Annotated in this window: 1 protein-coding gene; it reads left to right on the top strand. The window is 59.9% G+C overall.

Going from position 1 to position 1,680, the window contains the following annotated elements; genetic code table 11:
* Nucleotides 1-542: 542 nt before the first annotated feature.
* A complete protein-coding gene (locus NW819_RS13705) occupies nucleotides 543-1,637 on the top strand; it encodes a serine hydrolase (RefSeq protein WP_414389145.1) in 1,095 nt (364 codons plus the stop codon).
* Nucleotides 1,638-1,680 lie beyond the last annotated feature (43 nt).

The following is a 1,680-nucleotide window of genomic DNA, read 5'->3' as shown; positions in this document are numbered from 1 at the left end:
CTCCTGCGATTTCTAGCTGACGGTTTTCCTGGACTTGGCAAAAGCGCTCCGCGCCGCTTCCGCGACTATTCCCAGCCCCTCTTCCAGAGGGAAAGGGGGGTCACGGATCAACCTAAGTTTTTAAAACGACTCCGAGTGGATGCTCTGGCAACAGGGACTCATCCTGCCTTTGGCGGGGTTGTTGCTAGGCTTCGTGTCGCGAGGACGGTTTGATGGGCGTTTTGCAATCTAGGTCAGGGCAGGTTGGCCAATTTGTGGGTTTAATGTGGGTTTAATTAAGCCAAGCTCACCGGAGTGGAGTCGGTGAAACTGCCAGCAGTGTCTGTCAGAAGTATGGTGTTAAGGCAATCGTTCTTATGACCAGAGCAAGGGAGAAGAAAGGCACCGATCCATCCGCGCTAGCGGGCCGTAGGCCTTTGCCAGAGAAGTCGCGGGATCCCCGCCGCCCTCCACAACCTGCCAAGAACGCCGTCCCGCCTCCAGAGGGGTCAAAGCCGCAAACAGGTTCTGGTCGCCTGCTTCCTGCCCCTAGGGGATCCCTATTGGTTTCCCGTCCTCAACCGCTGCGTCTTGCTCGCCAGAAAGCCATTGCTCGTCTGCGCCAACGGGCTGCCCGGCCTCGCCGCTTGAGACGTTCTCCATCTCTCGGGCAAGTGTTGCTCAGGGGACTGAGCTTAAGTCTCATCCTGGGCCTGACGATGGCGGGCCTCTCGCAACTGCTGCAATCGACCACCGCTGGCCGGACAGAACAGTCCACGACGCAGCTTGGGGATCCTCCCCCGCCGGCATTGCCAAGTGACATTCTGCCGGGAGAAGCGATCCCGGCTTTGCAGGAGCGCTTGGCCGCTTTGGCCGACCAACCGGGTTTGACGGCAGGAGCCCTGTTTTGGGAGGTGGAAACCGGCGCCTTTGCCGGGGTTAGGCCGGATCAGGCTTTTCCTGCCGCCAGTGTGATTAAGATCCCCATTCTCTTGGCTTTTTTCCAGGCTGTGGAAACCGGGCAGGTGCGGCTGGATGAGAGGCTCACCCTGCGGGAAGATCTCAAGGGAGGGGGGGCAGGCGTGCTGCAAACCCGCCCGCTGGGATCCCAGGTTTCTGCTTTGGAAGCGGCCACCCTGATGATCACCCTCAGCGACAACTTCGCCACCAATCTGATCATCGATCGCCTGGGTGGGCAGGAGGCTCTCAACCAAAAATTTCGGCAGTGGGGGCTACAACACACGCAAATTTCATGGTGGCTACCGGATCTGGAGGGCACCAACACCAGCAGCCCGCGCGACATGGTTTGGTTGCTCAGCCAGGTGGAACAGGGGCGCATGCTCAGCCGCCGCAGCCGCGACCGTTTTCTGGACATTCTCTGGCGCACCCAACGGCTCTCCTACTTCCGGCCCAACTTGGGCCAAGAGGTGCGCATTGCCCACAAAACGGGAACCCTGGGCTCCGTGGTGGGAGATGCCGGGATCCTGGATTTGCCCAACGGGCGGCGCTATGTGGCGGCGGTGTGGGTGAAGCGAGAAACCCCCAACGATCCCAGAGCCGAAGGGCTGATCGCCAGCTTGTCGCAAGCAGCCTATGAGTTCTGGTCTGCTCCCGAGGATCCAACGGCCAAGGACTCCATGGGCAGCCTGGAACGCTAAGTCTTCCACTCCACAAATCTTTCCATATTGCTACGCAACGCTT

The sequence above is a fragment of the Synechococcus sp. R8-2 genome, from assembly GCF_047461715.1.
In the GTDB taxonomy this organism is placed as follows: domain Bacteria; phylum Cyanobacteriota; class Cyanobacteriia; order Thermostichales; family Thermostichaceae; genus Thermostichus.
The sequence above is the reverse complement of the archived record's forward strand: the minus strand, read 5'-3'. Positions and strand labels throughout refer to the sequence as shown.